19 protein-coding genes are annotated in these 24,966 nt (G+C 56.7%); 13 read left to right on the top strand and 6 right to left on the bottom strand.

All coding sequences use genetic code 11. The features are described 5' to 3' along the window. Positions 1–214: 214 nt before the first annotated feature. Positions 215–1,822: a GMC family oxidoreductase gene (locus KGP21_RS03335; RefSeq protein ID WP_223537229.1), complete on the top strand. Its 1,608-nt coding sequence runs from the start codon at positions 215–217 to the stop codon at positions 1,820–1,822. Positions 1,823–1,827: 5 nt separating this feature from the next. On the opposite strand, the gene miaE is transcribed toward KGP21_RS03335, so the two are convergent. Then, positions 1,828–2,589 (bottom strand): tRNA isopentenyl-2-thiomethyl-A-37 hydroxylase MiaE, encoded by a 762-nt coding sequence (gene miaE / locus KGP21_RS03330; protein ID WP_223537227.1) that lies wholly within the window; start codon positions 2,587–2,589, stop codon positions 1,828–1,830. Positions 2,590–2,633: 44 nt separating this feature from the next. After that, a complete protein-coding gene (rraB, locus tag KGP21_RS03325) occupies positions 2,634–3,059 on the bottom strand; it encodes a ribonuclease E inhibitor RraB (RefSeq protein WP_039995461.1) in 426 nt (141 codons plus the stop codon). Between the two features lie 162 nt (positions 3,060–3,221). Between rraB and argF the strand changes: the two genes are divergently transcribed. The 9 genes from argF to ridA all read left to right on the top strand — a co-directional run bounded on the left by argF (position 3,222) and on the right by ridA (position 11,729). After that, entirely contained in the window at positions 3,222–4,241 is a 1,020-nt protein-coding gene (gene argF / locus KGP21_RS03320) for an ornithine carbamoyltransferase (RefSeq protein WP_223537223.1), read from the top strand. 221 nt (positions 4,242–4,462) lie between these two features. Further along, positions 4,463–6,031, top strand: coding sequence for an ABC transporter substrate-binding protein (locus KGP21_RS03315; protein ID WP_094982221.1), 1,569 nt, complete (start codon positions 4,463–4,465; stop codon positions 6,029–6,031). Between the two features lie 11 nt (positions 6,032–6,042). Next, entirely contained in the window at positions 6,043–7,095 is a 1,053-nt protein-coding gene (locus tag KGP21_RS03310) for an ABC transporter permease (RefSeq protein ID WP_223500803.1), read from the top strand. Further along, a complete protein-coding gene (locus tag KGP21_RS03305; protein WP_021807803.1) occupies positions 7,092–7,913 on the top strand; it encodes an ABC transporter permease in 822 nt (273 codons plus the stop codon). The genes KGP21_RS03310 and KGP21_RS03305 overlap by 4 nt, the downstream gene beginning before the upstream one ends. Further along, entirely contained in the window at positions 7,906–8,742 is an 837-nt protein-coding gene (locus KGP21_RS03300; protein ID WP_179252835.1) for an ABC transporter ATP-binding protein, read from the top strand. Before KGP21_RS03305 ends, KGP21_RS03300 begins: the two co-directional genes overlap by 8 nt. After that, positions 8,729–9,445 (top strand): ABC transporter ATP-binding protein, encoded by a 717-nt coding sequence (locus tag KGP21_RS03295; protein ID WP_021807801.1) that lies wholly within the window; start codon positions 8,729–8,731, stop codon positions 9,443–9,445. The genes KGP21_RS03300 and KGP21_RS03295 overlap by 14 nt, the downstream gene beginning before the upstream one ends. A 348-nt stretch (positions 9,446–9,793) precedes the next feature. Beyond that, positions 9,794–10,729, top strand: coding sequence for an aspartate carbamoyltransferase (pyrB, locus tag KGP21_RS03290; protein ID WP_021179101.1), 936 nt, complete (start codon positions 9,794–9,796; stop codon positions 10,727–10,729). A 12-nt stretch (positions 10,730–10,741) separates the two neighbouring features. Then, positions 10,742–11,206, top strand: a complete 465-nt coding sequence (gene pyrI / locus KGP21_RS03285) for an aspartate carbamoyltransferase regulatory subunit (protein WP_021807800.1) — start codon at positions 10,742–10,744, stop codon at positions 11,204–11,206. A 136-nt stretch (positions 11,207–11,342) separates the two neighbouring features. Then, positions 11,343–11,729 (top strand): 2-iminobutanoate/2-iminopropanoate deaminase, encoded by a 387-nt coding sequence (gene ridA, locus KGP21_RS03280; RefSeq protein ID WP_021179099.1) that lies wholly within the window; start codon positions 11,343–11,345, stop codon positions 11,727–11,729. 57 nt (positions 11,730–11,786) lie between these two features. Here the strand turns inward: ridA and KGP21_RS03275 are convergent, their stop codons facing one another. The 4 genes from KGP21_RS03275 to mgtA all read right to left on the bottom strand — a co-directional run bounded on the left by KGP21_RS03275 (position 11,787) and on the right by mgtA (position 20,000). Continuing rightward, positions 11,787–12,995: a hypothetical protein gene (locus tag KGP21_RS03275; protein WP_223537220.1), complete on the bottom strand. Its 1,209-nt coding sequence runs from the start codon at positions 12,993–12,995 to the stop codon at positions 11,787–11,789. 425 nt (positions 12,996–13,420) lie between these two features. Beyond that, on the bottom strand, positions 13,421–14,608 hold the full coding sequence (gene metC, locus KGP21_RS03270; protein ID WP_166733977.1) for a cystathionine beta-lyase: 1,188 nt from the start codon (positions 14,606–14,608) through the stop codon (positions 13,421–13,423). A 134-nt stretch (positions 14,609–14,742) separates the two neighbouring features. Beyond that, entirely contained in the window at positions 14,743–17,136 is a 2,394-nt protein-coding gene (locus KGP21_RS03265) for a beta-N-acetylhexosaminidase (RefSeq protein ID WP_223537217.1), read from the bottom strand. 155 nt (positions 17,137–17,291) lie between these two features. Continuing rightward, positions 17,292–20,000, bottom strand: coding sequence for a magnesium-translocating P-type ATPase (gene mgtA, locus KGP21_RS03260; protein ID WP_021807796.1), 2,709 nt, complete (start codon positions 19,998–20,000; stop codon positions 17,292–17,294). Between the two features lie 412 nt (positions 20,001–20,412). Between mgtA and treR the strand changes: the two genes are divergently transcribed. The 3 genes from treR to treC all read left to right on the top strand — a co-directional run bounded on the left by treR (position 20,413) and on the right by treC (position 24,649). Then, complete coding sequence (gene treR / locus KGP21_RS03255; RefSeq protein ID WP_223537214.1) at positions 20,413–21,360, top strand: trehalose operon repressor TreR; 948 nt, start codon at positions 20,413–20,415, stop codon at positions 21,358–21,360. 190 nt (positions 21,361–21,550) lie between these two features. After that, positions 21,551–22,966 (top strand): PTS trehalose transporter subunit IIBC, encoded by a 1,416-nt coding sequence (gene treB, locus KGP21_RS03250; RefSeq protein ID WP_059199570.1) that lies wholly within the window; start codon positions 21,551–21,553, stop codon positions 22,964–22,966. Positions 22,967–22,984: 18 nt separating this feature from the next. Beyond that, positions 22,985–24,649 (top strand): alpha,alpha-phosphotrehalase, encoded by a 1,665-nt coding sequence (treC, locus tag KGP21_RS03245; protein ID WP_223537211.1) that lies wholly within the window; start codon positions 22,985–22,987, stop codon positions 24,647–24,649. Positions 24,650–24,966: the final 317 nt, after the last annotated feature.

The raw sequence follows: 24,966 nt of genomic DNA, 5'->3' as shown, positions 1-24,966 counted from the left end.
AGAGCACATCACTCACAAATAAAATTATTAATATCTACATCATTCGAAAAATTACACGGTAATTATATATTTCAACCAGTTAAATTGATTCTACATGCTTAAATGTAAATTTATTGTGATATTCATTAATAAATTAACGATCGCAAATTGACCTACTATTCTGCTGAGTTACTCTGCCATGACAGTCTCTAACCATCACGCACAGGGAACGGTCATGTCAGAAAATAACTTCGATTACATCATTGTTGGCGCAGGCTCGGCGGGTTGCGTGTTGGCAGCCCAGCTCATCCGCCGTACCCAGGCCCGCATCCTGCTGCTGGAAGCCGGTGGCGACGACAATAATCTGTTTATCAAAATGCCCGCTGGGGTAGCCAAAATCATCGCCAAGAAAAGCTGGCCGTATGAAACCGAACCAGAGCCGCACGCCAATAATCGCCGCATGCAGATCGCCCAGGGCAAGGTGCTGGGCGGCAGTAGCTCGGTCAACGGTATGATCTATCTGCGCGGCCAACCGCAGGATTACGACGACTGGGCGCAACAGTATGGCTGTACCGGCTGGAGCTATCAGGACGTGCTGCCTTACTTCAAACACGCCGAAGCCAATGAAAGCCTGGCGGATGAGTATCACGGCAACGAAGGGCTGCTGCCGGTCAGCGAGAACCGCTACCGCCATCCGCTCAGCATGGCGTTTATCCGCGCGGGCCAGGAGTTGGATCTGCCCTACCGCAACGACTTTAATGGTGAAAATCAGCATGGTGTAGGTTTCTACCAAACCACCACTCACAATGGTGAACGCGCCAGCACCTCCCGCACCTATCTGCAAGCCGTGCGCGATAACTCGCGGCTAGTGGTGAAACTCAACGCGCTGGTGCATCGCGTCACCTTCGAAAACAACGTGGCAACTGGAGTGGTCTACAGCCTGAACGGTGGCAATGAGATCGCCGCCCATGCCAGCCAGGAAGTGATCCTCAGCGCCGGGGCGGTTGGCTCACCAAAGATCCTGATGCTGTCCGGCATCGGCCCGCGCGAACATCTGGAGCAGTTAGGCATTACGCCGCTGGCCGATCTGCCGGTGGGCAAAAACTTCCACGATCACCTGCATATGTCGATTAACGTCAGCACCCGCGAACCTGTCAGCCTGTTCGGTGCCGACCGGGGATTACAGGCGCTACGCCACGGTGCAGAGTGGCTGGCGTTTCGCAGCGGCGTGTTGACCTCTAACGTACTGGAGGGGGCCGCCTTTGCAGACTCCCTGGGTAATGGCAGGCCAGACGTGCAGGTACATTTCCTGCCGATTCTGGACAGTTGGGACGACGTGCCCGGCGAACCGCTACCGGCGATCCACGGTATGTCGCTCAAGGTCGGTTATCTGCAACCCAAAGCGCGCGGCCAGGTGCAGTTACGCAGCCGTAACCCTGCCGATCCGGTCAAGCTACAGGCCAACTACCTTGGTCATCCAGACGATCTGGCAGGCAGCATTCGCGCGGTGAAATTTGGCCTGCGCTTCCTGGAAACCGCCTCTCTCAAGCCGTTGATTAAAGATCTGCTGATGCCACAACCGGCGTGGGTGAACGATGAAGCGCAGATGGAGGAGTTTGTGCGTAACTTCTGCAAGACGGTCTACCACCCAGTGGGTAGTTGCCGGATGGGGAAAAATACGGATGACTCGGTGACCGACTTGCAGCTACGAGTGCATGGCTTTGAGCACCTGCGGGTGGTCGACTGTTCGGTGATGCCGCAGGTCACCAGCGGCAACACCAATGCCCCAACTATTATGCTGGCCGAAAAGGCAGTGGATTTGATATTAGGGGAAACGCTGTAATTCCCTCACGCCACCGGCACGCCGCTGTGGAAGCGGAACTCGGTGTCCGGTGAGCGGATCAGTTCCGCCTCCAACTGGCCAAAAAACGCCACGCGTTCGCTGATATCGCCGCCGGCAATTTGCTCTGCCAGCGTCAGGTAATCCTGATAATGGCGGGCTTCGGAACGCAGCAGCGAGACGTAAAACCGGTTCAGCTCATCGTCCAGGAACGGGGCCAGCTTGGCGAAGCGTTCGCAGGAGCGGGCCTCGATATACGCGCCGCAAATCAGTTTATCGATCAGGGTAGCCGGATCGTGAGTGCGCACCTCGCGGATCATGCTTTTGGCATAGCGGCTGGCGGTGATCTTTCTATAAGGGATCTGCCGGGCCTGCATGATCTCCAACACCTGCGAGAAGTGATGCAGCTCCTCTTTGATCAGCAACACCATCTTGTCGACCAGATCCTGGCCATAGGCCGAGCCATTCTTCGGCAGGATCTTCCTGGTAAACGCGCTCTGACGGAACAGCTCTTCTGGTACTTCCTGCGCCTCGTGCACAAACGCCTCATAGGGCCTGAGCAGTGCCAGCAGGGCATCTCCACTCTCTTTGTCTGCCACATAGCGGCGGATCAGCCACATGCCGGTCTGCGCCGCTTTCAGCTCGCATACCAGGTGGTCGGTCAGCAACAGTGGCAAGTTTTCCGGGCGACGGGCCGCTTCGATCCAGCCATCCGGGGTTTCGCAGTGCAGGAAGGTTAAAATCGGGGATAACAGTGATTGGTATTTCATCGGGTTCTATCAGGGGCCAGCTTGCGCCAGCCCGCAGGATTTAATTAATGACGTTTGCCGTCGTCGTCTTCATCGATAAAGTCGCCGTCTTCTTCGTCGTCGCCTTCTTCACCGTTCGGATCTTCATAGTAGGTGCCCCAACCGTCGTAATTGACACCGCATTTTTCTGCCAGCGCCACCAGTTGTTCTACCTGGCTGTCGATCAGCTCGGCATTCAGCGCAACTTCGCTGATCACGTCACAGCACATCACCATGGAGCCATCTTCCACTTCCAGCTCTTCGGCATCGGTCACTTCGTAACCCAACTTGAAGGCTTCCACGGCGGCCTGCTCCAAAACGTCAAACTTTTCGGCAGAGAAATGGTGCTCGATGGTGTAGAGCGCATCCGGATCGCTGCCGTCTTCCAGCAGTTCTTCGATGATCAGGCGGGTCTCTTCACGTTGTTCTTCCAGCAATTCGCGGTTTGCCATGCCTCTATCCTCAATAAAATGGGCTTCGTTACTTCTATTTTCACACACCGCTGTCACCGCTGCCACGATAAACGTGAAAGATTTCTGCCTTGGGGTTGAAATTGAATATTCATACATATAAAGTGAATTTAAATTCAATCAAAACGATAGGGATTTACGGAGATGAGCCAGATGAACCCGTTCTACAGTCGTCACTTTTTGAGATTAATGGATTTTACCCCCAGTGAGATCCAGTCCTTGTTGCAGTTGGCCGCCGATTTGAAGCAGGCCAAGAAGCAAGGCCAGGAAACCCGCTATCTGCAAGGCAAAAACATTGCGCTCATCTTCGAAAAAGACTCCACCCGTACCCGATGCTCTTTCGAAGTTGCCGCATTCGATCAGGGCGCTCAGGTGACCTACCTTGGCCCAAGCGGCAGCCAGATCGGCCATAAAGAGTCGATGAAAGACACCGCCCGCGTGCTGGGCCGGATGTACGACGGTATTCAATATCGCGGTTTTGGCCAGTGCCTGGTGGAAACCTTGGCAGAACATGCTGGTGTGCCAGTGTGGAATGGCCTGACCAACGAGTTCCATCCCACCCAACTGCTGGCAGATTTGCTCACCGTGCGTGAACACCTGCCGGGGAAAGCGTTGAGCGAGGTGAAATTCGCCTACATTGGCGATGCACGTAACAATATGGGCAACACCCTGTTGGAAGCCGCCGCGCTAGTGGGCATGGATCTGCGGTTGGTCGCGCCGAAGGCCTGTTGGCCGCAGGCCGACCTGGTTGCTGAATGCCAGGCGCTGGCACAGCAGACCGGCGGTAAAATCACCCTGACGGAAGATATTGCCGAAGGCGTGCAAGGTGCCGATTTCCTGTATACCGACGTTTGGGTTTCCATGGGGGAAGCCAAAGAAGTCTGGCAGGAGCGGATTGCCCTGCTCAGGCCGTATCAGGTGAATATGGCGATGGTGAAACTGACCGGTAATCCACAGGTGAAGTTCCTGCACTGCTTGCCAGCATTCCATGACGATCAAACCACGTTGGGTAAACAGATGGCCGAGCAGTATGGCATGCACGGCGGTATGGAAGTGACCAACGAGGTGTTCGAGTCGGAGCACAGCATCGTATTCGATCAGGCAGAGAACCGCCTGCACACCATTAAGGCCGTGATGGTCGCCACGCTGAGCAAAACCCTGTAAATCGCCCTCTCCAAAAACCCTTCTTATTGAAGGGTTTTTTCTGGTTAATCCCCCCTTCTGGCTCTATAGTCTTTTTCGTTATTGTTAATAACTTATTGGCCTTTGCCTGTTTTTTACCAACGTTCTACCGTGGCATTCTGGCGGCGGAAATGCCGTAAAAAACTAATGAGAACAACCTCTTCTCCGTTCTGGTTTACCGGCACATTTAAGGGAAAACATCTATGAAAGCCAAAGTCTTGCCGCTGTTTATTCTTGCCGCCCTCTCCACCACTGCACTGGCCGCCACGCCGCCGAATACGCTGGTGGTGGTGCAGTCACTGGATGATATCGTCAGCCTGGATCCGGCGGAGGCCAATGAGCTCTCCAGCATCCAGACCGTACCCAGCCTCTATCAGCGTCTGGTGCAGGCCGATCGTGATAATCCGGCCAAGGTGATCCCGGTACTGGCTGAAAGCTGGCAGGATGATGCCGCCGCCAAGACCCTGACGATCAAGCTACGCCCACAGGCAGCGTTTTCCTCCGGTAACCCGCTGACCGCCGACGACGTGATTTTCTCTTATACCCGCGCGGTAAAGATGAACAAGTCACCAGCATTTATCCTCAACGTGCTCGGCTGGCAGCCAGACAATATCGAAAAGCAGCTGAAGAAGATCGACGACCATACCGTACAACTGAGCTGGACGGCAGACGTCAGCCCGGCGGTGGCCCTGAATATCCTCTCGACGCCGATCGCCTCAATCGTTGACAGCAAAGCCGTGCAGCCTAACGTGAAGGGTGACGATTTCGGCAACGCCTGGTTGAAGATGCACTCTGCGGGCAGCGGCCCGTTCAAGATGCGGGTTTACCAGCCGCACCAGGCGATCGTGCTGGATGCCAACCCAACTTCACCGGGCGATAAGCCACTGCTAAGCAACATCATTATCAAAAACGTGCCAGACCCAAGCGCGCGCCGCCTGCTGATCCAGCAAGGGGATGCCGACGTGGCGCGTGAACTCGGCCCGGATCAAACCGCCGCGCTGAAAAGCCAGGCGGGTGTGAAGGTGTTGGAGATCCCTTCCGCCGAGCAGAACTATCTGGTGTTCAACACCGGAAATACCGCCAACCCGCTGCTGAAAAATCCGGCCTTCTGGGAAGCAGCCCGCTATCTGGTAGATTATCAGGGCATCACCAAGGATCTGCTGAAAGGGCAATACTTCGTCCATCAAAGCTTCCTGCCGGTTGGCCTACCGGGGGCGCTAGAGGATAACCCGTTCAGCTTCGATCCGGCCAAGGCCAGGGCAATTTTGGAAAAAGCTGGCATCACCAACGCCAGCCTGACGCTGGACGTGGAAAACAAACCGCCGTTCATCACCATCGCCCAGTCGCTACAGGCCAGCTTTGCCCAGGGTGGCGTGAAGCTCGATCTGTTGCCAGCAGCCGGTAGCCAGGTCTATGCCCGCGTACGCGCCAAGCAGCATCAGGCAGCGATCCGCCTGTGGATCCCGGATTACTTCGATGCGCACTCCAACGCCAGCGCCTTCGCCTATAACGATGGCAAAAGCAGCACGGTGGCCGGGCTGAACAGCTGGCAGATCCCTGAGTTGAGCAAACAAACGCTGGCAGCCGTCGCAGAAGCCGAGCCGGCCAAACGCACCGCGCTGTATACCGCCATGCAGCAGGAATTGCAGCGTAGCTCGCCGTATGTGTTTATCGATCAGGCCAAAACGCAGGTGGTGCTGCGCGATAACGTCAAAGGCTATCAACAGGGCCTGAATGCGGATATGGTCTATTACGATCGCGTTAGCAAATAATCAGGATTGCCATGTCGGTAGCAATAAAATCCACGCTGGGAAGCAATGCCCGGCGTCGTCTTTGGGGATTGGCGCAGGGGCTGCTCACGCTGGCGCTGACCCTGTTCGGCCTGTTGTTGATCACCTTCTTACTGTCTGCCCTGTCGCCGGTGGATCGCGTGTTGCAGATCGTCGGCGATCACGCCAGCGCGGCCACCTATGAGCAGGTAAAACAGCAGCTTGGTCTGGATCGCTCTTTGCCGGTGCAGTTCTGGCACTATCTGGAACGGCTGGCCCATGGCGATCTCGGCACCGCCAGCGCCACCGGCCAACCGGTGTTGCAGGATCTGCTGCATGCCTTCCCGGCCACGCTGGAACTGGCCACGCTCTCGCTGGTGATTGGTGCCCCGCTCGGTGTGCTGGCTGGCATCTTGTGTGCCCGTTTTGCTGGCAGCAAGCTGGATATCGGCGTGCGCTTTATTACCCTGCTCGGCAACTCGGTGCCCATCTTCTGGCTGGGGCTGCTGATGCTGTTGCTGTTCTACGCCAAGCTACAGTGGAGCGCCGGACCGGGGCGGTTGGACGATATCTACCAATACACCGTCGAGGCCAAAACCGGCTTCGCGCTGATGGATACCTGGCTTTCCGGCGATGCGGGGGCCGTGCGCAATGCGTTGGCACATCTGGTGCTGCCAGTCTGCCTGCTGGCTTATTATTCGTTAGCCAGCATTACCCGCCTGACCCGTTCCGCCTGCCTGAGCGAACTGAATAAAGAGTACATCACCCTGGCACGCGCCAAAGGGGCCAGCGAGATGCGCATCATGTTTCGCCACGTGCTGCCCAACATCAGCGGCACCCTGCTGACGGTAATCGCTCTTGCCTATACCAGCATGCTGGAGGGCGCGGTTCTGACCGAAACCGTGTTCTCCTGGCCGGGCATTGGCCGCTATCTGACCACCGCGCTGTTTGCCGGGGACACCACCGCCATCATGGGTGGTACGCTGCTGATCGGCCTGTGCTTTGTGATTATCAACAATTTCACTGACCTGCTGGTGCGCCTGCTTGATCCGAGGGCGCGCCAATGACTATGACGCTACTTAAACGTTCGCCCTCCGCCACCTGCGGAGCCACCATTCTGCTGGTACTGGTGCTGATAGCGCTGTTCGCACCTTGGTTGGCACCGGTCGATCCCAACTGGCAAAACGCCGCCAACCGCCTATTACCGCCGGGAGCGGGCCATTGGCTCGGCACCGACAGCTATGGCCGCGACGTCCTTTCCCGTCTGATCTACGGCACCCGACCAACCCTTGGGCTAGTGCTGTTGGTCACGGCCATCACCCTGCCGCTCGGCCTGCTGATTGGCGTGCTATCCGGCTATTACGGCGGCTGGCTGGAGCGCGTGCTGATGCGTTTTACCGACGTAGTGATGTCGATGCCACGACTGATCCTGGCCTTCGCCTTTGTGGCGATGCTCGGCCCTGGGCTGGTCAACGGTGCGTTGGCGTTGGCGCTCACCACCTGGCCCGCCTATGCTCGCCAGGCCAGAGCCGAGATCCAACTGCTGCGTAAAAGCGACTACCTGGCCGCCGCCGAGATGATGGGTATTCAGGGCCCGCGCCTGCTGTGGGGCCATATTCTGCCCATGTGCCTGCCCTCTGCCGTCGTTCGCCTGGCTTTGGATCTGGCGGGGATTATTCTGGCCGCTGCCGGTCTGGGGTTCCTGGGGCTGGGTGCACGACCGCCGATGGCGGAATGGGGATCGATGGTAGCCGACGGGATGCAAGTGATCTTCGATCAGTGGTGGATCGCCGCGATCCCTGGCGGTGCGATCCTGATCAGCAGCCTGGCGTTTAACCTGCTGGGCGACGGCCTGCGCGACTTACTGGATCCGCATCATGACTGAATCACTGCTGACAGCACAGAACCTGAGTATCGAATTTAACGGCCACAAGGTAGTGGATAACCTTTCTTTCAGCATTGGCCGGGAGAAAGTGGCGCTGGTGGGGGAATCCGGCTCTGGCAAATCCATGACCGCCCGCGCCCTGATGGGGCTGGTGCGTAAGCCGGGCATCGTCACCGCCGATAAACTGCACTATCGCGAGACCGATTTACTGAAGCTTCAACCACGCCAATGGAACGAAGTACGCGGCGCCAAAATTGCCATGGTGCTGCAAGATCCGCGCTACGCATTGAATCCGGTGCGCAGTATCGGGAAGCAGATCGAAGAATCCCTGGTGCTGCATAACGCACTAACCCGGGCCGATCGCCATGAGCGGGTGCTGAACTCACTGGCCGCCGTCGGCTTACCGGAGAGCCTTTATCACAGCTACCCCGGCCAGCTTTCCGGCGGCATGGGGCAACGTGCCATGTTGGCGATTGCGCTGGTCAACGATCCGCAACTGCTGATTGCCGATGAGCCAACCTCGGCGCTGGATGCCAGATTGCGTAATCAGATCCTCGATCTGATCGTCGAACAAACCACGCGGCGTAACATGGGGCTGTTGCTGATCAGCCACGATCTGCCGCTGGTGGCCGAGCGCTGCGACCGGGTATTGGTGATGTATCAGGGCAAGCTGGTGGATCAGGGGATCGCGGCCAACCTGCCACTAGCCACTCATCCTTACACTCGCACGCTGTGGGCCTGCCGCCCCAATGCCAGCACCTACGGCCAGGATCTGCCGGTGCTGGATCGCAGCATCGATTTTACCCGGAGCGAACATGGCGCTGATTGAAATTGAAAATTTGCAGGTCAGCTTCCCACAGGGCAACGGCCATAAGATCGCTGTGGAGTCGGTCAGCTTTGGCGTTGAGGCGGGGGAAACCTTCAGCCTGATTGGGGCTTCAGGCTGCGGCAAATCTACCGTGCTGCGCGTGCTGGCCGGTTTGCAACGTGAATGGCGCGGAGAAGTTCGCTTGCTCGGCCAGCCTCTGCAACCACAGCAACGCTTCACCGGCCAATTACGCCGCGACGTGCAGATGGTGTTTCAAGATCCTTACGCTTCGCTGCACCCGCAGCATCAGATTGCCCGTACGCTGGGTGAACCGTTGAAGATCCATGGTGAGAAACACATTACGGCGCGGATTGACGAAGCCTTGCGGCAGGTAGGGCTGAGCGCGGCCACAGCACAGCGTTATCCCCACCAGCTTTCCGGTGGCCAGCGCCAGCGCGTTGCTATCGCCCGTGCCTTGCTGCTGCGGCCTAAGCTTCTGCTGTTGGATGAGCCCACCTCGGCGCTGGATATGTCAGTACAGGCTGAGATCCTCAACCTGCTCAACCATCTCAAACGCGAGCATGGCATGACCTATCTGCTGGTCAGTCACGACGGCGACGTGATAGCCCATATGTCCGAACGCGCCGCCCTGATGGAAAACGGCCACATCGTGCAGCATTACGACCGGGCTGCCTTACAGGCCGGTGAGCATATGCATGATTAAGCGCTAGCGGCAACATGGCCAAACAATCAGACACCAAGTTCTACTCGCAGCGCTAATCGCCAAGCCAATCGATTGCGAAATCGCAAAAAGTGGTGTTTTTACCCTTGCAGAGAAAAAAAGCGCGAGTATAATGCGCGACAATTTGCCAGGAGAAAGCATGAAAAACGAGCTTTGTTTTGTTCGCCACACTCGACAAAACCGCCAGCCAATCGGCGGGCAGCTGCCGTTATTTCCCCTGTTGCATGAACCATCATTTAAAGCCCCTCGTTGAGGGGCTTTTTTTTGTCCAAAGCATTGCTATTACATTGAAAAGCCCCGCGCCAAGGGCAAGAGTCGAGGAGAGTGAACATGGCCAATCCGCTGTATCGCAAGAACATCATCTCTATTAACGATCTCAGCCGTGAAGATCTGGAGCTGGTGCTCAGCACCGCCGCCAGCCTGAAAGCTAACCCGCAGCCGGAGCTGCTCAAACACCTGGTGATCGCCAGTTGCTTCTTTGAAGCGTCTACGCGTACCCGCCTGTCGTTTGAGACCGCCATCCAGCGCCTGGGGGCTTCGGTGGTCGGCTTCTCCGACAGCAGCAACACCTCCCTCGGCAAAAAGGGCGAAACGCTGGCCGATACCATCTCGGTGATCAGCACCTACGTTGATGCCATTGTGATGCGTCATCCGCAGGAAGGCGCTTCCCGTCTGGCCGCTGAATTCTCTGGCGGTATCCCGGTGTTGAATGCCGGTGACGGCTCGAACCAGCACCCAACCCAAACGCTGCTGGATCTGTTCACCATCCAGGAAACCCAGGGCCGCCTGAGCAATATCAATATCGCCATGGTCGGCGACCTGAAATATGGCCGCACCGTGCATTCACTCACCCAGGCGCTGGCAAAATATGAAGGGAACCACTTCTTCTTCATCGCACCAGACGCCCTGGCAATGCCGAGCTATATCCTGAAGATGCTGGACGAAAAAGGCATCTCCTACAGCCGCCACAACAGCATTGAAGAAGTGGTGCCGGAACTGGATATTCTGTATATGACCCGCGTGCAGAAAGAGCGCCTGGATCCTTCCGAATACGCCAACGTGAAGGCGCAGTTCATCCTGCGTGCGTCTGACTTGGCCGGAGCCCGGGACAACATGAAGGTGCTGCATCCGCTGCCGCGCATCGACGAGATTGCCATTGAGGTGGACAAGACACCGTATGCCCACTATTTCCAACAGGCAGGCAACGGTATTTACGCCCGTCAGGCGCTGTTGGCACTGGTTTTAAACGCAGAATTGGCTCTTTAAGGGGGAACCGTCATGACTCACGATAACAAACTCCAGGTTGAAGCGATCAAGTGCGGCACGGTAATCGACCATATTCCGGCGCAAATCGGCTTTAAGCTGCTCTCGCTGTTCAAACTGACCGCCACCGATCAGCGCATCACCATCGGCCTGAACCTGCCCTCCAAAGAGCTGGGCCGCAAGGATTTGATCAAGATCGAGAACACCTTCCTGACCGAGCAGCAGGCCAACCAGCTGGCGATGTACGCGCCCAAGGCTACGGTCAACCGTATCGATAACTATGAAGTGGTGCGCAAGCTGACGCTCAGCCTGCCGGATCATATCGACGGCGTACTGACCTGCCCGAACAGCAACTGCATCAGCCGTAGCGAGCCGGTGGCCTCCAGTTTCAGCGTCAAATCCCATGCTGGGGAAGTGCACCTGAAGTGCCGTTACTGCGAGAAAGAGTTCGATCATCAGGTGGTGTTACAGACGGACTAAAATTGGGGGGTGGCGCTGTCAATCTGGCGGGCACCCTTTATAATGGTGCGTCGTAGGGGCGCTGCATGCTGCGTCCATGTGAGTTTACGGCGGGCCGACTCGCCGTTTGAACAACAACAGGATATCAGGAGAAAAAATGTCACGTAATATCAGCACTGAACTCGCGCCAGCCGCCATTGGTCCTTACGTGCAGGGCGTTGACCTGGGCAGCATGATCATCACCTCCGGCCAGATCCCGGTCGATCCGAAAACCGGTGCCGTACCCGATGACGTTGCCGCTCAGGCGCGCCAGTCATTGGCCAACGTGAAGGCGATCGTGGAAGCCGCAGGCCTGAAAGTGGGCGACATCGTTAAAACTACCGTTTTCGTCAAAGACCTCAACGACTTCGCTACCGTTAACGCGGCCTATGAAGCGTTCTTCACCGAGCACAACGCCTCGTTCCCAGCGCGTTCTTGCGTTGAAGTGGCACGTTTGCCAAAAGACGTGAAAATCGAGATCGAAGCCATCGCCGTTCGCCGTTAATCGGCAACCCGGTGCGATCGAATGCGGCCAGCCTTTGCTGGCCGTCTTATTTCGCGGTTACTGACTCGCCATAATATCCCGGCTAGCGCATTCAGGATCGGCCTGCGCGGAAACGGCCTCCATCATAAAACCGCCGACAATCGGCTGAATAATAAAATAGGCCTGTTGCTCCGCAACCGCAGGTTTTAAGCGGGATGCATCGCGTGCGCTAAACAGCATTTCGACCTGATAACGCTCCGGCTTACCCTTGCATAACCGTACCGCTCCGTAGTTGCCATAGCGGTTTTTCAACAACTGGTGCTGATCTGCCAATGCGCTGGCGGCCTGTGGCATACTCCAGCGGTTCGCCGTCTCGTCGTCAACCTGTAGCCATTCATCCACAAAATCGCGCCCGTTCATAGCCGCTGGTTGAATCCGCTCTACCCGCTCGCCATTGATGCGATAGCGGAAGATTCCTTGGCGCGTCATCACGTCCGAATCCAACATGCCTACCTCTGCCCGCACTTCAAATCCTTGCGGAGTAGTTTTAACACGTAGGGCCGGCGTGTCGTCGTCCGTAAAACGGACATAATCTTCCTGGGTGTGGAATAACGTGCGCTGTTCCGCATTCTGCGTTGCCAATTCAATCAAGTTGAGCTGAAACACGCTCCACCGAGACGTGCACCAGGGCGTACCCTGTGCCACTACCATTCTGGGCGTTGTGGCTGGCTGTGGAGAAGGGATCAGGTGGTAGGTAAAGTTGTCGCCAAAGGCACCCGAAATCTTATGATAGTCATCGCTTTGCCAGCGCAGAATGCGGCTCCATTTCCCCTCGCGCCGCTGATAGGCCAGCAGCACGTTGTCGTCGCCGCAAGGAATTGCGAAACCACTGCGGATCAGCACAATATCGGGGAATTCAGGCTGGCGGGTGACTTCAAAACCTGGCTCTGAGCCATAGAAGTTCGATTCCGGCACTTGTACTGGCAAAGCGACCATGGGCAACAGCGCTTGCTGAAGTGAGGCGTCATCGCTGTCTATGGGGCTGCAACTGAGATGGCCATCGATCCCCTTCACCAGGGCATCCTTGTACTTATGGAGTTGTTCGCGGGCAATGGCGGAAACGGCAGTATCACCGCCCTCTTCCCCATCTTCCTTGACGGCCTGTAGCTCTGTCAGTGCACTTCTGGTGTATTGGTTGAGGCGTTCAAGCGATTGCGGTGTGCAATCGGCCTGCGCCAGTACGCTGGCGGCTAACCCGAGGCACAGCAGCACGATTTTCTGCAACATGACGGATCCTTGTCATTGAAGCCATATTGATGATAGGTGAAGCTACCCTACACCTGGGGCTTTCCTCTCTCAATAGAAATTCCTGGCCAGTTTAAATGCCGCTAATCGGTGTGGGAAAGATGATTGAAATGTTCTGGTTTGGCCATGGTGAATTCTCCCTCACCCCAACCCTCTCCCCAAGGAGAGGGAGCCAGTTCAGTGCTGTTATCAGGTGCGGGAGTTAGTCTGTGACATGTAAACCGATCATAGTCAATCTGTGGCATGTACAGTCCCCTCTGCATTTCCCCAAGGAGAGGGAGCTGATAGCCTCTGCTCTTTTGGAAGTAAAGAGGTAATACCGCCCAGCAGAGCCAAGGTAAGTGACTACAATTTCAAACACACTCGGTCGGTCCCCTCTCCCTGTGGGAGAGGGTTAGGGTGAGGGGTCACTTCAGACGCGCAAAGCCCGCTTCCAGATCGGCGATCAGGTCGTCAATATTCTCAAAACCGATATGAACACGCACTAATGTGCCGCTAAAGTCCACCTTGGCCGCCGGGCGGATCTCGTTCAATTCTTCCGGCTGGTTGGTCAGGATCAGCGATTCAAACCCGCCCCACGAATAGGCCATGCTGAAGTGCTCAAAATGGTCCAGATAGTGGGCAACCTGCTCATTGGTCAGCCGTGCTTTCAGCACAAAAGAGAATAACCCGCAGCTACCGCTGAAATCCCGCTGGAAGAATTCATGCCCTTTACAAGAAGGCAGCGCCGGATGGTTGACCCGCTCCACCTCTGGCCGCGCCGCCAACCATTCGGCAATGGCGATACTGCTGATCTCATGCTGCTTGAGGCGCACACCCAGCGTTCTCAGGCCACGGCTACCGTTATAGGCGGTATCCGCGTCGGCCATTTGCCCCATCAGGTAGGAGTTTTCACGCAGTTGGTCCCAGCAACGAGCGTTCGACACGGCGGTACCCAGCATCGCGTCGGAATGGCCAATGATGTATTTGGTTCCGGCCTGAATAGAGATATCCACGCCAAAATCCAGCGCCTTGAACAGAATGCCCGCCGCCCAGGTGTTATCAATCATGATGACGATATCTGGGTTAACCGCCCGGGCCGCCTTCACCATCGCCGGTACGTCCTGGACTTCCATGGTGATAGAGCTTGGGGATTCAAGGAACAGCACTTTGGTATTGGGCTGGATCAGCTCGGCAATCCCGGCACCGATCAGCGGGTCATAATAGGTGGTTGCCACGCCCAGCTTGCTCAGGATCTTGTTGCAGAAATCCTGCGTCGGCTCATAGGCGGCTCCGGTCATCAGGATATGGTCGCCACTGGCAACAAACGCCAGGATAGCATTAGTGACAGCCGCCGCCCCACAAGGGTAAAGCGAGCAGCCTACCCCGCCTTCCAGCTCGGCCATCGCGTCCTGGAATGAGAAATGCGTCAGGGTGCCGCGACGCCCGTAGAATAGCTCACCTTTAGCACGGTTGGCGGTGGCAAACTTTTTGGCCTTCACCGTATCAAAGGTTAAGGAAGAGGCGCGTTGGATCACCGGGTTGACCGATCCTTGGGTGAATCGAGGCTTACGGCCAGCGGTGACCAGGGCGGTTTCTATTTTTTTAGCTGTCATAATCTGCCTGCTATTTATCGTCAATCAATAAAGTAGAGCGATATCCTTCACCTTTCAAGCTGAAGCTTGATAACGATAAAACTCTCACCAAGGAAAGCAACGGGGACGGCAATAGCGGCCATCCCCTGTCAGGATTATTGCACCTTTACGGCGCGCAACAGCGTTTCCAGCGGGTACACCGCCGCAATCACCACTTCATCCCGGATCTGTGCTGCCGCACCCAACTGTTGCTGAGCCTGTTCCGCCTCGTCTTTACTCAAAGGCTTCCCTTGCTGATAGCGTTCCAACAGCATCAAGCCCAGATCGGCCAACGCGCTGACATCCTGTACCACCGGTGCCAAATCCTTCATCACCACGTTACCGGCTATCACCTGCTTCACCGGTGCACCGTTACGTTGCCAGCGTTGCAGACGTTCACGGATCGCCTCCGCCGCTGCCCGATGGTTCTTGTCTTTGAGCAACAACGCCACCTGCTGATCGAGATCGCGTACCGCCGCACTTTCCGGTGGGATGGCATCGGCAAAGCGGTTCAGCGGCTCAAATTGATGGTAATTACCTGCCTTGAACTTCAGGTGCTGACGGGTGTAATACTGCCCCGGCTCCACCGCTTCGGCCAAGACCTGCAATGGGGTGATATCGACGCTGTTAGCTAAGCGGGTAAACTCACGCGCCGTTTCAGCGTGCTGTTGCAGGCCAACAGACACCACCGACCAGGCATCTATCGCCGCCAGGCGTTGGTACATATTGTCCTCGTTGGTCACATCCTTGGCCGACCACATACGTTCCGCTACGGCAAAGGTTCTTGGCCACAGCTTGAGATCGAGCACCGGTGCGCGGATGTTTTCCGCCCAGAAGGCGGCTTCGCCCCCCAGAATATTGGCCTGATGCTGCTCATCCGGCACCACAGGCATCACGCCCGCCGGGATCGTCGTCAATTTACTGCCGCTGGTTGGGTAGCGCACGTTGCCCACCAGCGTGTAACCGCTCAATTGGTCCTGCTGCAAAGTAAATACCGGACGCGTGTCACCCATCCAGGTATCAATGCGGAAGGTCACCTGTTCTGGCGTACGCCACTCGATATCCCGTACAGCACGGCGCGATTTGTCTTTGAAATCGATAAAGCCACGCCATCCCTGCTTGCCTTCGATCAGCGTGAAGGTGCCTTCCACCGGGCTCCCCTTGAAACGCGGCATGCTGAACTGCCAGCTCTGCGCCTGCTCCCCCGCCTGCACGTTGGTATCTACCCCCAGCGGCTGCGGCAAAATTTCATTGCGATAGTGGTAGGCGGTGCTGTGCGGCTGATCGAGATAGAAACCGGTGGAGAGAATGCCTTGATAGCCATCCTGGGCGCTGGCCCCTAGCGAATCTGGCCCACGCCAGGATTGGATCACGATGGTGCGCGGCAAGGTCGGGTGGTAAATCTCATCCCAACCCACCATGCGGCGCTGATGCTTTTCGAGGATCTTTTCCAGCTTCTGGTTGAAGAAAGCCTGCAGCGCATGGGCATCCGCCAGCTGGTTCTGCTGCATAAACGCCTGGATGGTTTTGGACTCTTTCCACTGGGTGGCATCCACCTCATCCCCACCGATATGCAAGTAAGGATCGGGGAAGATCGCCACCAATTCGCCGATGATGCTGTCGACAAACTGATAAACCTGGTCGTTCGAAGGATCGAGCGTGGGCTTGTGGACACCCCAGTGGCGTTCCATCTGATACGGCCCCGGCGCGCTGAGCAGCTCTGGGTAGGCAACGGCAATGGTAGAAGCATGACCCGGAAGATCGATTTCTGGCACCACCCGGATACCCCGCGCCGTGGCATAGGCGACTACCTGCTGCATCTGTTCACGGGTGTAGAAATGACCGTCACTGGCCAGTTGCTGTAGCTTTGGATAGTGCTCGGAAGCAAAGCGCCAGCCCTGATCGTCGGTTAGATGCCAGTGGAATACGTTGAGTTTAGCGGCCGCCATGCCATCAAGCTGGCGCAGAATATCCTCGACCGGCAGGAAATGGCGCGCCGAATCCAGCAGCACGCCGCGCCAAGGGAAACGCGGGACGTCGGTAATAAACACCTGCGGCATGAAAGTGTTTTCACCGTCGGTCTGCACCAGTTGCAGCAGCGTTTCCATGCCGCGTAGCGCACCGAAGCGAGTGTTGGCCGTCAGCGTCGCGCCCTGCGATGTCACCTTGAGCTGGTAGCTCTCATCGCTATCCGGTAACGGCTGGGCTGCAACCTGGTGTTTGATGATGATGTTGATCGTTGCCGCCTGGTTTTTCTCGCCCTGTGGGGCCAACGTCCAACCGGTTTGCCGTTCCAGGCGAACGCGCCAGCGAGCCTGCGCTTCGCTCAAGTCATCGCCCTGAACGTTGAACGATAAGCGGTAATCCAGCACCAGCTTGCCTTGCGGCTGAGCTAACTCAACCTGCTGCGGCCAGGGCATCAGCGGCAGATCGCCAGCCGGTTTAGCCAGCGCATTAAGGGAAAATAACAGCGAAGAAGCCAGTAGCGTATAACTGAAGGGTTTGTGCATCGGAAATTCCTCAGAGGAAAAATCAATCTAGCCAAGGAAGTAGATAAAGACCGAGCCGGAGGGAGATGTCCAACCGCAGGGGCAAAACGGTGCGATGGATCACAAATTGATTTGGTGGTGAGGAGATTTCCCTCCTCACCTCACCACCAGCAAAATTACTGCCAGCCATACCGGCGGACAAACCAGCCTTTCACGCACTGGGTCAGCACCATGTAACCCGCCAGGATCAGCACCAGCCAAGGGAAATAGCTCAGCGGCAACGCCTGCAGCTGCAGGAAGCCCGCCAGCGGCGAGAAGGTCAGGCCGATACCGACGGCGATCACCGCCAACGTCATCACGCACAGCGGCCAGGATGGGCGGCTCTGGATAAACGGAATTTTGCGCGTACGGATCATATGGACGATCAGCGTCTGCGACAGCAGTCCTTCCACAAACCAGCCGGACTGGAACAGCGTCTGCATTTCCGGCGTATTGGCCTGGAACACGTACCACATCAGGGCAAAGGTCAGCACGTCAAAGATCGAGCTGATCGGCCCAAAGAACACCATAAAGCGCCCCAGATCGCCAGAGTTCCAACGCTGTGGCTTGGTGATCTGATCGTCATCGACGTTATCGAACGGGATGGCAATCTGCGAAATATCGTACAGCAGGTTCTGGATCAACAGATGCAGCGGCAACATCGGCAGGAAGGGTAAAAAGGCGCTGGCGATCAGCACGCTGAAGACGTTACCGAAGTTGGAGCTGGCCGTCATCTTGATGTATTTCAGCATGTTGGCAAAGGTGCGGCGGCCTTCGATCACCCCCTGCTCCAGCACCATCAGGCTTTTTTCCAACAGGATGATATCTGCCGCTTCCTTGGCGATATCCACTGCAGAATCTACCGAAATACCGATATCCGCTGCACGCAGTGCCGGGGCATCGTTGATACCGTCACCCATAAAGCCCACCACGTGGCCCTGCTTACGCAGCAGTTGGACGATGCGCTCTTTGTGCAGCGGCGTCAGCTTGGCAAACACCGTGGTACGCGCCGCCGCGGCGACCAGCGTGGCGTCATCCATCAGTTCGATCTCGCTGCCACGCAGGATATGCTCCGCATCCAGCCCCACGTCCTTACACACCTTGGCGGCGACCAGTTCGTTGTCGCCGGTGAGGATTTTGACGGTTACACCATTCTTTTTCAGCGCAGCCAACGCCGGTGCGGTGCTCTCCTTCGGCGGATCGAGGAAGGCGATATAGCCTTCGAGGATCAGATCCGATTCATCCGCCACGCCATACTCATGATCCGTCGCTGGCAGGATCTTGTTGGCCACCGCCACCACGCGCAGCCCTTGCTGGTTCAGCTCGTCGGTAACACGGCGGATACGCGCCAGCAGCGCTTCACTGAGCGGGATCACTTCATCTCCCTGCCGCACGTGGCTACAGATCGACAGCATCTCTTCCAGTGCGCCCTTACAGATTAGCTCATGGTATTGCGCCTCTTTGGCAACGACTACCGACATGCGGCGACGTTCGAAATCGAACGGGATCTCGTCCACTTTGCGGTAATGCTGCAACGCGTCCGGCTGCTGGCTTTCGTCGGCACAGGTCAGCACCGCCACATCCAGCAGGTTTTTCAGCCCGGTCTGGTAGAAGCTATTCAGCCAGGCGTAGCGCAGCACCCGCTCGCTGTTAGCACCAAACACGTCGGTATGGCGCTCCAGCACAATTTTGTCCTGAGTCAGCGTGCCGGTTTTATCGGTGCACAGTATATCCATCGCGCCAAAGTTCTGGATCGCGTCCAGACGTTTGACGATCACCTTCTGGCGCGACAGCTTGACCGCCCCTTTCGCCAAAGTAGAGGTGACGATCATCGGCAGCATTTCCGGCGTCAGCCCCACGGCCACCGAGAGCGCAAACAGCGCCGCTTCCCACCAGTCGCCTTTGGTAAAGCCGTTAATCAGCAGCACGATCGGCGTCATCACCAGCATGAAGCGGATCAACAGCCAGCTTACTTTGCTGATACCGGCCTGGAAGGCGTTGGGCTGCTCATCCTGGCTGGTCACCCGCTGTGCCAACTGGCCGAAGTAGGTTTCGCTGCCGGTGCCGATCACCATGGCCAGCGCGGTACCGCTAACGACGTTGGTGCCCATGAAGCACAGGTTTTGGCACTCCAACGGATCGCTCACCTGGCTACGGGGATCTGCCACTTTTTCTACCGGCAGTGACTCACCGGTCAACGCTGCCTGGCTGATAAACAGATCCTTGGCAGACAACAACCGCAGATCCGCCGGGATCATATCCCCAGCCGATAGCTTGATGATATCGCCCGGCACCAACTGTGAGATCGGCAGTTCGCTATGTTCACTTTTACCGGTATGCGCATCGCTGCGGTACACCGTTGCGGTGTTGCTGACCATAGCCTTCAGCGCGTCCGCCGCCTTGTTGGAGCGGGCTTCCTGGATAAAATGCAGTAACGTGGAGATCAGCACCATCAGCCCAATCACCAGCGCGGCAATCAGATCTTCGGTGGCGTAGGAAATCAGCCCCAGTACGGTCAGCAGCAGATTGAACGGGTTGCTGTAGCAGTGCCACAAATGCTTCCACCAACTTTCAGCAAGCTGGTTTTCGATGGTGTTGCTACCAAACTGGCCGCGGGCGGTTTCTGCTTCCTGCTCGGTGATGCCTTCCGGGTGGCTGTTGAAACGCTCATACAGTTGCATCGCGCTGGCGGCGGCACATTCCAGACGTTGTTGCGCCAAACCGGCAGGCAACTCTTGCGCCGATCCACTGACGCTTTCCAACAGCGCATCACGCCGCACCAGACGGCGTGGCAAATTGCGGCTGAGCAGACCCAGCAGCCGACGGGGGATTTGTTTTAATTTCATCGTTCGCACCTCATTGCCCAGCGCCTCACGGCAGTGGGTGAACGGCGGATCGGCTCGCTGGCTTGATTTTCGGACGCGCCAAAAATCCTCCGCCGGAGCAGATCACTGATTTTCAATCACAACAGAGGCGAACTATCGAACAAGTGCCGCTGCTTACCTAAACCGGTAAAACAGCAACGCAGAGCGGAGAGGTTTTACCGGGGAACCGAATGAGTAGTGTCGGGGCTCGGATCAGGATCCATTCAGGGATTTACCTCAGGTCAAAGAAAAAGTGGGAACGGCAAAGGCGGCCATTCCGTTTTGCAACACTATGGGCTGCGCACCAAGATCCGCGCGTTAAAATGCGCTATGGTAGCGAGCATAAGTGGGATGTTGTAAGTTTAAGCCTCATAACCTAAACGATAAGTAAACCATGCAAAACCGGCTGACAATCAAGGATATCGCCCGCCTGAGCGGGGTAGGCAAGTCTACCGTCTCACGCGTGATGAATAACGAAGGCAGCGTAAGCCCGCAAACCCGTGAACGGGTGGAGGCGGTGATCCGCAGCCAGGGGTTTACCCCATCAAAATCGGCGCGAGCCATGCGCGGCCAGAGCGACAAAGTGGTCGCCATTATCGTTTCCCGTCTGGATTCCCCTTCGGAAAATCAGGCCGTGCGCACCATGCTGCCGCTGCTGTATCAGCAGGGCTTCGATCCGATCGTGATGGAAAGCCAGTTTGAAACCCGGCTGGTAGAGGAGCACCTCAACGTACTGCGCCAGCGCAACGTCGACGGCGTGATCCTGTTCGGCTTTACCGGCCTGACCGTTGACATGCTCAAACCGTGGCAGGAAAAAATGGTGGTGGTCGCCCGCGAATATCCGGGGATCTCCTCCGTTTGTTATGACGATGAAGGAGCCGTGAAACTGCTGATGCAGCGCTTACGCAAGCAGGGCCATAGCCATATCAGCTACCTTGGCGTACAGGAGTCCGATGCCACCACCGGGATGCGTCGTCATCAGGCCTATCTGGATACCTGTCGCGAACAGAAGATCTCACCGCTCGTGGCGCTGGGAGAACTGAGCTATCAGAGCGGCTTCCAACAGGCCGCCAACGTGATTGAACCGCAAACCACCGCGCTGGTGTGCGCCTCCGATACCATCGCGCTAGGTGCGATGAAGTACCTGCAACAGCAACAGATTACGCCGATCCAGGTGTGCGCCATCGGTAACACTCCGATGCTCAACTTCTTGTTCCCAGAGACATTTTCCGTTGAATTAGGTTATGGCACCGCTGGGCAGCAGGCGGCCCTTCAACTGCTGGGCCAGTTGAGTGGTGAACTGAGCATCCGCCAAATCATTATCCCCTGCAAACTTGCCTGACAACGGGCGCCCCATGCGGCGCCCCCTTCGTATCGTAGCCAGAATTCGTTGTGACGCTACCTGAGGCTTTATTGTTCGTTTTGTGATCCTTACCGCAAGTTGGGAACGTTCCCATTTAATAACCACGGCCAAGTGACTAAGCTTAAAAACATCAATACCTCTGAACCTCACTGATAACAAAGGTGCCATAATGAGCAAAGTTCAGCAGCAGGACATCGATCGCCTGATCGTGCTGGTGGGTGGCCGCGAGAATATCGCCACCGTCAGCCACTGCATTACCCGCCTGCGTTTCGTCCTTAACGATCCCGCCAAGGCCAAGCCGAAAGAGATTGAGCAGTTGCGCATGGTCAAAGGCTGCTTCACCAACGCCGGGCAGTTTCAGGTGGTGATCGGCCCCGAAGTCGGTGATTACTATCAGGCGTTAATCGCCACCACCGGCATCAACGAAGCCGATAAAGAACAAGCCAAGCTGGCAGCCCGCCAGAATATGACCTGGTTCGAACGTGGAATCTCCCACTTCGCCGAGATCTTCTTCCCGCTGCTGCCAGCCCTGATCAGCGGCGGTTTGATCCTCGGTTTCCGCAACGTGATCGGCGATATCCCAATGTCCGGCGGCCAAACGCTGGCCCAGATGCACCCAGCCTGGAAAACCATTTACGACTTCCTGTGGCTATTGGGCGAGGCCATCTTTATGTTCCTGCCGGTGGCCATCTGTTGGTCAACGGTGAAGAAGATGGGCGGTACCCCGGTGCTCGGCATCGTGATGGGGATCACCCTGGTCTCCCCGCAGTTGATGAACTCCTACCTGCTCGGCCAGCAAGTGCCGGAAGTGTGGAACTTTGGCTGGTTCACCATTGAGAAAGTGGGCTATCAGGCGCAGGTGATCCCGTCGATCCTCGCCGGTATGGCGCTGGGCTGGATCGAAACCCGTCTGAAAAAGATCGTGCCGGATTATCTGTATCTGGTGGTGGTGCCGGTGGTTTCTCTGCTGCTGGCCGTGTTCTTGGCACACACGCTGATCGGTCCGTTTGGCCGCATGATCGGTGATGGCGTAGCCTGGGCGGTGAAGTGGGTGATGACCGGTAGTTTTGCCCCAATCGGCGCGGCACTGTTTGGCTTCCTGTATGCACCGTTGGTGATCACCGGGGTGCATCAGACCACGCTGGCCATCGATATGCAGATGATCCAAAGCATGGGCGGCACGCCAGTCTGGCCACTGATTGCCCTGTCCAATATCGCGCAAGCCTCGGCGGTGCTGGGCATCATCATCGTCAGCCGCAAGGCCAACGAACGTGAAATTTCCGTACCGGCCGCTATCTCCGCCTATCTCGGCGTTACCGAACCGGCCATGTACGGTATCAACCTGAAATATCGCTTCCCTATGCTGTGCGCGATGATCGGCTCCGCCTTCGCAGGCTTGATTTGTGGCCTGACCGGCGTGATGGCTAACGGGATCGGCGTGGGCGGCCTGCCGGGCATCCTGTCTATCCAACCGCAGTTCTGGCTGATCTACTCGGTAGCCATCCTGGTGGCCGTGGTGATCCCGCTGCTGTTGACCATGATGGTTTACAAACGCAAAGCCAGCCGCGGCGAGTTACCGGTTTAAACTGAAAGGTATTTTTTTATGAGCAATATCATCCCTTGGTGGCAGAACGGCGTTATTTATCAAATCTATCCGAAGAGCTTCCAGGACAGCACCGGTAACGGCTATGGCGATCTGGCTGGGGTGACACAACGGCTGGATTATTTGCAGGAGCTGGGCGTCGATGCCATTTGGCTAACGCCGGTCTATGTCTCACCCCAGGTCGATAATGGCTACGACGTGGCCGATTACTGCGCCATCGATCCGGCTTACGGCACCATGGCCGACTTCGAACACCTGGTGGCACAGGCCCATCAGCGCAAGATCCGCATCGTAATGGATATGGTGTTTAACCACACCTCCACCGAGCATCCGTGGTTTAAGGCCGCGCAGGATCCTGCCAGCCCGCTACGCCAGTTCTACATCTGGCGCGATGGTGAAGGTGATGCCCTGCCCAACAACTGGCGTTCCAAGTTTGGCGGTAACGCCTGGCAATGGCATGCCGACAGCGGCCAATATTACCTGCACCTGTTTGCTACCGAGCAGGCCGACCTGAACTGGGAACACCCGCCGGTGCGCGAAGAGCTGAAGAAAGTGTGCCAGTTCTGGGCAGATAAAGGCGTGGACGGGCTGCGTCTTGACGTAATCAACCTAGTGTCCAAGCAGCAGGACTTCCCAAGCGATAGCCAGGGCGATGGCCGCCGTTTCTACACCGACGGACCGCGCATTCACGAGTTTTTGCAAGAGATGAGCCGCGACGTGTTTCAGCCACGCGGCCTGATGACCGTGGGCGAGATGTCTTCAACCTCGCTGGAGCATTGCCAGCAGTATGCGGCGCAAAGCGGTGCCGAGCTGTCGATGACCTTCAACTTCCACCATCTGAAAGTAGACTATGCCAATGGGCAGAAATGGACGCTGGCCGCGCCGGATTACGTCGAGTTAAAGCAGATTTTCCACCACTGGCAGCAAGGCATGCATAACCGCGCCTGGAACGCGCTGTTCTGGTGTAATCACGACCAGCCGCGCATCGTTTCGCGCTTTGGCGACGAGGGCGAACTGCGAGTCACCGCAGCCAAGATGCTGGCAATGGTGCTGCACGGTATGCAGGGCACGCCGTATATCTATCAGGGTGAAGAGATCGGCATGACCAATCCGGGCTTCCAGCAAATCGAAAGCTATCGCGATGTGGAAAGCCTGAATATGTACGCCGAACTGCTGGCTCAGGGAAGAAACCAAGACGAACTGTTGACTATTCTGGCCAGCAAATCACGGGACAATGGTCGTACGCCGATGCAGTGGGACGCAACAGCCCACGCTGGCTTCACCACCGGTACGCCTTGGATTGCCTGTGCAGAGAACTACCCGCAGATTAATGCCACGGCAGCATTGGCCGATCGGGATTCGGTGTTTTACGCTTATCGCCATCTGATCGCCCTGCGCAAGCAGTATCCGCTGCTGACTCACGGTGACTATCAGGATCTGGCCCCGGCTCACCCGGCATTGTGGTGTTATCAACGGAGTTGGAATGGGCAACGGTTGCTGGTCGTTGCGAACCTGAGCCGCGAACCGTTGGCATGGGATGCCGCCGGCGTTGAGTTTTCTGAACTGTGGCGACCGCTGATAAGCAACTATATGGATGCTGCAGAGCAGCCACGGGCCGGAGTTTTGCGGCCTTTCGAAGCAAGTTGGTGGCTGCTGGAGTCCTGATGGGCCACCGGGAGTTGTTTGCTACAACCAATACATAATCTTTTGAAAAATCATGATTTTGTATGGCTTGAACAATGAAATTGGCGCTGAGAACACTTCCTCTGTGACTCAGCGCCAGGCAGAGGCCAAAAGGCAGCGGATCTAACCGCAACGCCCTGCCATTGAATCATATATTTAACACGTAGTACCTGACCTTTATTATTCCCCGTATAAATAAGTCACCCGGCACAATTACACTTAACTCACCTATATTTCTTCCCAAATCATTATTACGCTATTTCAGGCGTAAAAAGATCTGCATCCAAGATTAAAATGTG

The organism is Serratia sp. JSRIV004 (assembly GCF_019968705.1).
GTDB lineage: Bacteria > Pseudomonadota > Gammaproteobacteria > Enterobacterales > Enterobacteriaceae > Chania > Chania fonticola_B.
The sequence above is the reverse complement of the archived record's forward strand: the minus strand, read 5'-3'. Positions and strand labels throughout refer to the sequence as shown.